Below are 5605 nucleotides of genomic sequence, written 5' to 3'. Positions count from 1 at the left end.
GCCGACGTCGGCATCGCCGACGTCGGCCGCGTCGAGAACGCCCTGCGAGCCGCCGGGCGGCACGTCGAGGGCGTCGACTACGCCCAAGGCGCGGCCTCAGGAACGGCGCGCCTGGTGCTCGCCGTCACGGAGGCCGACCGCGCAGCGCTCGAGAGCGAGCTCGCGAGCCTGACGGGCGGTTCGGCCGACCTCGACGAGTGTGGGCAGCGCTGGGTCTCACTCGCCGACCAGCCTGGGTGAGGCGTCAGCCGGCCGGACCTTCGCGCGTCTTCGGGGCGCACCGGCCGCCACCCATCAGCGACACCACACCTGCCCCGGTACTTCTGCCGCGCCACGGCGCGTCTCCCGCGCCCTGAGACGGGGTTGGCGCGTGGGCGTGCGAACCCCCAGAGTGGCTCCATGAGTGAACCGAAGACCTTGACCCCCGACGAAACATACGCACTCGACCGGGCCCACGTCTTCCATTCGTGGTCGGCGCAGGCCGCGCTGAAGCCGATGGTCGTGACGAAGACGTCCGGCTCCCGCCTGTGGGACGGCGACGGCAACGAGTACCTCGACTTCACCGGCCAGCTCGTCTACACGAACGTCGGCCACCAGCACCCGCGCGTCGTCGAGGCGATCAAGACGCAGGCCGAGACGCTGTGCACGATCGGGCCGAGCAACGCCAACGACCAGCGTTCGCAGCTGGCGAAGATGATCAGCGACCTGCTGCCCGACACGCTCAACAAGGTGTTCTTCACCAACGGTGGTACCGAGGCGAACGAGCACGCCGTCCGCATGGCGCGCGAGGTGACGGGCCGTCGCAAGCTGCTCGCCGCCTACCGCAGCTACCACGGCGCGACGGCGCAGTCGATCCACCTCACCGGTGAGGCGCGCCGCTTCGCCAACGACAAGGGCGCGAGCGAGGTCGTCCACTTCTTCGGTCCGTTCCTCTACCGCAGCGAGTTCTGGGCGACGAGCGAGGACGAGGAGTGCGAGCGTGCGCTGACGCACCTCGAGCACACCATCACCTCCGAGGGCGCCGACGCGTTCGCCGCTCTCATCCTCGAGCCCGTCATCGGTTCGGCCGGCATCATCCCGCCGCCGCCGGGCTACCTCGAGGGCGTCCGCGAGATCTGCACGAAGTACGGCATCATCTTCATCGCCGACGAGGTCATGGCCGGCTTCGGCCGCACCGGTGCCTGGTTCGCGCACCAGCACGCGAATGTCGTGCCCGACCTCATCACGTTCGCCAAGGGCGTCAACTCGGGGTACGTGCCGCTCGGCGGTGTCGTGCTGAGCGACGAGATCGCTCACCACTTCGACGAGCGCGCCTACCCCGGCGGCCTCACCTACTCCGGCCACCCGCTCGCGTGCGCGGCGGGCGTCGCGACGATCGCCGCGATGCAGGACGAGGGCATCGTCGAGAACGCCGCCCGCATCGGTTCCGACGTGCTCGGCCCCGGCCTGCAGGCGCTCGCCGAGAAGCACGACGCGGTCGGCCAGGCGCGTGGCGTCGGGGTGTTCTGGGCGCTCGAACTCGTCGAGGACGCCGCGCGCACGCCCGACGTCGAGCGCGCCGCCGCCGTCGCGGCCGCGTGCAAGAAGACCGGCCTGCTCGTCATCGCCGCCGCGAACCGGCTGCACGTCGTGCCGCCGTGCAACGTCAGCGACGACGACGTCCGTGCGGCCCTGACGATCCTCGACGAGGCGCTCTCCGCGAGCTGACGACGACGCGCCGTCGGTGGGTGGTCGGCCGTTGCGACGCTGCCGAACGAGGCAGCGTCGCACCCGGTGCAACGTCGGGGGTGCCGCGGCGTGGAACGCGCCTCGAACCGGGAGGCATATCGAACCGGGAGGCATGCAGAACACGAGAAAGCCCCCGAGACGAATCTCGGGGGCTTTCTCGGTGGAGCGTGGCCAGAGACGGGGTCGAACCGCCGACCTAGCGATTTTCAGTCGCTCGCTCTACCAACTGAGCTATCTGGCCCTTGGGAAAGGGATGGCGACCCCGACGGGACTCGAACCCGCGACCTCCGCCGTGACAAGGCGGCGCGCTAACCAACTGCGCTACGGGGCCTCGTGAAAGGCCGATCTGTGCGTGGTATCCCCAACGGGATTCGAACCCGTGCCGCTGCCGTGAAAGGGCAGTGTCCTAGGCCGCTAGACGATGGGGACTACACAAATCATTCCCGCGAGCCGCTCACCTTCCGGTGTTTGCCCCGCTGGAACTTGCGTAACTTTAGTACACGTTCGCCGGGCAACGCAAAACGCCCGGAATGGCGGGGATTCCGGCGGCATGGCGTGCGGTGCGCTGCCCGGCCCGGGCGGCGTCGAGGCGCTTCTCAGGCGATCTCCTTGCGCGCGAACGTACGCACCCGCTCGACGTCCCACGTCGTGATGACGCGCTCGAGCGGCACGCCGAGCTCCTCGATGCGGGCCGCGCCGTACTGGAGGAAGTCGAGCTGGCCGGGCGCGTGCGCGTCGGAGTCGAGGGAGAAGTAGCAGCCGGCGTCGATCGCCTCGCGGATGAGATCGTCGGGCGGGTCGCAGCGTTCGGGGCGCGCATTGATCTCGACGGCGACGCGGTGCTCGGCGCATGCAGCGAACACGGCCTTGGAATCGAACGTCGACGGTGGGCGGACGCCGCGTTCGCCGTCGACGAGGCGGCCGGTGCAGTGCCCGAGGATCGTCGTGTGGGGGTTCTCGATGGCGCCGAGCATGCGTTTCGTCATGGCGGCCGGGCCCGAACGCAGCTTGGAGTGAACCGACGCGACCCGCACGTCGAGGCGGTCGAGCATGTCGGCGCGCTGGTCGAGGGAGCCGTCCTCCTTGATGTCTACCTCGATGCCCTTGAGCAGGACGAACGGGGTGCCCGTCGCCCCGAGGGCCGAGTTCATCGCGTCGATGACGCCGAGCTGCTTCGTCAGCCGCTCGGCACTCAGCCCGTTGGCGACGCGCAGCGAGGGGGAGTGGTCGGTCTGCACGATGTACTCGCGCCCGAGGGAGATCGCTGCCATGACCATCTCGTCGATCGGTGAGCCGCCGTCGCTCCAGTCCGAGTGGGTGTGGCAGTCGCCCTTGACGGCGGACATGACGCGCTGCGCGCCCTCGACGAGGTACTCGGGGCTCGATTCCTCCAGCTGGTCGAGGTAGCTCGGGACGCGGCCGTCGAGTGCCTCGGTGATGACGGCGAGCGTCGTCTTGCCGATGCCGGAGACGTCCGCGAGGGAGCCGTCGGCGGCCTTCGCGCGCAACGTCTCCTCGTCGAGCGCGGCAATCGCGCGCGAGGCACCACGGAACGCCTTGACGCGGTATGTACCCGCGCGGCGACGTTCGAGCAGGAAGGCGATGCGGTCGAGCGCTTCGCGAGGCGTGGGAGCACCGGTCATGTGGTCACTGTACGAACATCGCCCGGACTTGCCCAGGGCCTCCCCTTGCCCGAGGACCCCGATTTGCCCAGATGTTAGGTAAGCCTTAGTTTGGGGTTGGCTCGACTGCGTCGCCTCGGTGTCGTTCCTTCGTGGGTGCCACTGGAGATGGCCGATCCGGATCGCAGCGAGGTGCCCCCGCGGCGCCGAGGAGCCCCGACGAGACGAGGACATCGTGACGAACACCGAAGCAGCGCCGGCCCGCCCGCGTCGAACGCCCACCCACGTGAGAGTCGAGCGGACCGAGCGGCTGACCCGCGACCTTGTGCGCGTCCACTTCAGCGGGGACGGGCTGCGCGCCCTCGAGCCGAAACCGGTGACGGACGCCTACGTCAAGCTCATCTTCCCGCCGCGCGGGGCCGACTACGCAGCGCCGTTCGACCCCGAACAGATCCGCGCCGAGCGGCCTCGTGAGGAATGGCCGGTGACGCGCACCTACACGATCCGGGCGATCGACCACGCGGCCGGAACGATGGCGATCGACTTCGTCGTGCACGGTGACACCGGCTTCGCGGGGCCCTGGGCGGCTGCGGCGCGAGCGGGCGACATCATCGGCTTCCTCGGCCCCGGCGGCGCGTGGGCGCCCGACCCGGCGGCCGATCATCACCTCTTCGTCGGCGACGAATCGGCCTACCCCGCGATCGCCGCGGCGCTCGATGCGCTGCCGCAGGACGCCGCGTGCACCGTCGTGCTCGAGGTGGCCGACGCGAGCGTGCACCCTCCGGTGCGCGCCCTGCCGCACATGAACCTCGTCTGGGTGCACCGGGACGAGACGCGCAGCCACGGCGGCGGGCTCGTCGACGTCGTCGCCGCAGCCGACGTGCCGGGCCTGCGCGACGGTGATGCCCCCGACGGGCTGCGCGTGTTCGTGCACGGCAACGCGGAGATGATCAAGGAGATGCGCCGGTTGCTCATCGTCGAGAAGAGCGTCGCTCGCGCGCACGCGTCGATCTCCGGATACTGGCGCCCCGGCCTTGACGAGGACGCGTGGCAGTCGAGCAAGCGCGAGTTCGTGCAGCAGATGGAGCAGGAACAAGACCGCGCCTGACCCCCGCGCCTCGCCCGCTGCACCAATCGGCGATTTTCGTCCACATTGGTCGAGGCCACGCTGATGGCCGCTCGCTCGCCCCCGCATCACTGATCGCCTCGGCGCGATCGACGCCGAGGTCCGCGACGACAACGACGTCGAACGCGGCGCGCGGTCGCGGCGAAACGCGAGACAATGCCGCGGTGAAGTCCTGGTTGCTCCTGCTGCTCGTCGTCGCTGCTGCGGCCCTCGTCCTGCTGACGCGTCGTTCGGTGCGGACGTCCGTCGTCACGTGGATGGCGGCGCGGCTCGGCCCCGACGCGCGCAGCGGCCGGCGGGCCGCGCTGCTGTGGCACGGTTCGGCGTTCCTCGCCGCCGTCGCAACACTGACGGGCGCCTGGTTCGGTGTGCGCGCCGGGGGAGCGGCGCGCTGGATCGGGGATGCGGCGGCGATCGCGGTCGTCCTCGGCTACCTGCCGTTCACGTCGCTGGGCGCGCCGAAGACGACCCGGTGGCAGAAGAGCTTCGGGCAGCATCTCGCCGAAGCGGGGGCTGCCCGAAGTGCCGCGACGGCCTGTGCCGACGTCGCGCGTGTGTTCTCAGTGGTCGGTGTGCTCGTCGCTCTCGCTGCGCTCGTCGTCGTCGCCGGGGCGTGAGGTGTTCGCGGACTCGATCTGACCGGCCGGCGCAGACGACTTCTGCTTCGTGCCGAGCGGGTCGCTGAGCGTCGACTCGAGCGTCTCCTTCGGCAGCGCCTTCTCCTGCAGACGGGCCGTGGACGCCTGGATCTGCTTCGTCACGTACGGCCCGACGAGGCTGATCGCCGCAGCTCCGACAGCCATCCACAGACGCGGGTGACGCACGCCGCGCTTGAGCAGCACCTTCTCGACGTTCTTGTCGATGCGCAGCGCGAGCCCGGACGTCACGAGGCCCATGCCGGCCGTCGCGGCGGCGGCCAGGTCGCTCATCGACGACGATGTGGCGCGCCCGTCGACGACGTTGATCGACTTGTTCGAGTCGGCCAGGCGGGAACTCGCGGGACGGCGCTCGCCCGCCATCGCCATGCCGACGCTCGTCAGCGTCGACGACATCGCGACGCCGCGTCGCACCCAGCGCGGGAAGCGCGCGGGACGCACAAGCGTCGTGGCGGCCGCCGTCGCGGCGGAGA

6 protein-coding genes and 3 tRNA genes are annotated in these 5605 nt (G+C 70.3%); 4 read left to right on the top strand and 5 right to left on the bottom strand.

All coding sequences use genetic code 11. The annotated features are described in order from the left end of the window. Window positions 1-240 (top strand): DUF1949 domain-containing protein (locus HMPREF0321_RS12210; RefSeq protein WP_006946824.1); only part of this gene is annotated, 240 nt, incomplete at its 5' end. A 159-nt stretch (window positions 241-399) separates the two neighbouring features. After that, window positions 400-1707, top strand: coding sequence for an aspartate aminotransferase family protein (locus tag HMPREF0321_RS12205; protein ID WP_040015021.1), 1308 nt, complete (start codon window positions 400-402; stop codon window positions 1705-1707). A 189-nt stretch (window positions 1708-1896) separates the two neighbouring features. Here the strand turns inward: HMPREF0321_RS12205 and HMPREF0321_RS12200 are convergent. From HMPREF0321_RS12200 to HMPREF0321_RS12185, 4 genes are all read right to left on the bottom strand, one after another. Further along, window positions 1897-1969 (bottom strand) — tRNA-Phe (locus tag HMPREF0321_RS12200). A gap of 13 nt (window positions 1970-1982) precedes the next feature. Next, window positions 1983-2059, bottom strand: a tRNA-Asp gene (locus tag HMPREF0321_RS12195). A gap of 22 nt (window positions 2060-2081) precedes the next feature. Beyond that, window positions 2082-2157: transfer RNA gene (locus HMPREF0321_RS12190), tRNA-Glu, on the bottom strand. A 167-nt stretch (window positions 2158-2324) separates the two neighbouring features. Next, a complete protein-coding gene (locus HMPREF0321_RS12185) occupies window positions 2325-3371 on the bottom strand; it encodes a PHP domain-containing protein (RefSeq protein WP_006946823.1) in 1047 nt (348 codons plus the stop codon). Window positions 3372-3585: 214 nt separating this feature from the next. On the opposite strand from HMPREF0321_RS12185, the gene HMPREF0321_RS12180 reads away from it, so the two are divergent. Together HMPREF0321_RS12180 and HMPREF0321_RS12175 are read left to right on the top strand one after the other, a co-directional pair. Next, the gene (locus HMPREF0321_RS12180; RefSeq protein WP_040015020.1) at window positions 3586-4458 is read left to right on the top strand and encodes a siderophore-interacting protein; all 873 of its coding nucleotides are present in this window, start codon (window positions 3586-3588) and stop codon (window positions 4456-4458) included. A 182-nt stretch (window positions 4459-4640) separates the two neighbouring features. Next, window positions 4641-5093 carry a hypothetical protein gene (locus tag HMPREF0321_RS12175; protein ID WP_040015019.1) on the top strand — a complete coding sequence of 151 codons (453 nt, stop codon included), beginning with the start codon at window positions 4641-4643 and terminating at the stop codon, window positions 5091-5093. On the opposite strand, the gene HMPREF0321_RS16580 is transcribed toward HMPREF0321_RS12175, so the two are convergent. Next, window positions 5037-5605: hypothetical protein (locus HMPREF0321_RS16580; protein ID WP_040015018.1), on the bottom strand; the 569-nt coding region annotated here is incomplete at its 5' end. The genes HMPREF0321_RS12175 and HMPREF0321_RS16580 overlap by 57 nt on opposite strands.

The sequence above is a fragment of the Dermacoccus sp. Ellin185 genome (genome assembly GCF_000152185.1).
GTDB classification, from domain to species: Bacteria; Actinomycetota; Actinomycetes; order Actinomycetales; family Dermatophilaceae; genus Dermacoccus; species Dermacoccus nishinomiyaensis.
The sequence above is the reverse complement of the archived record's forward strand: the minus strand, read 5'-3'. Positions and strand labels throughout refer to the sequence as shown.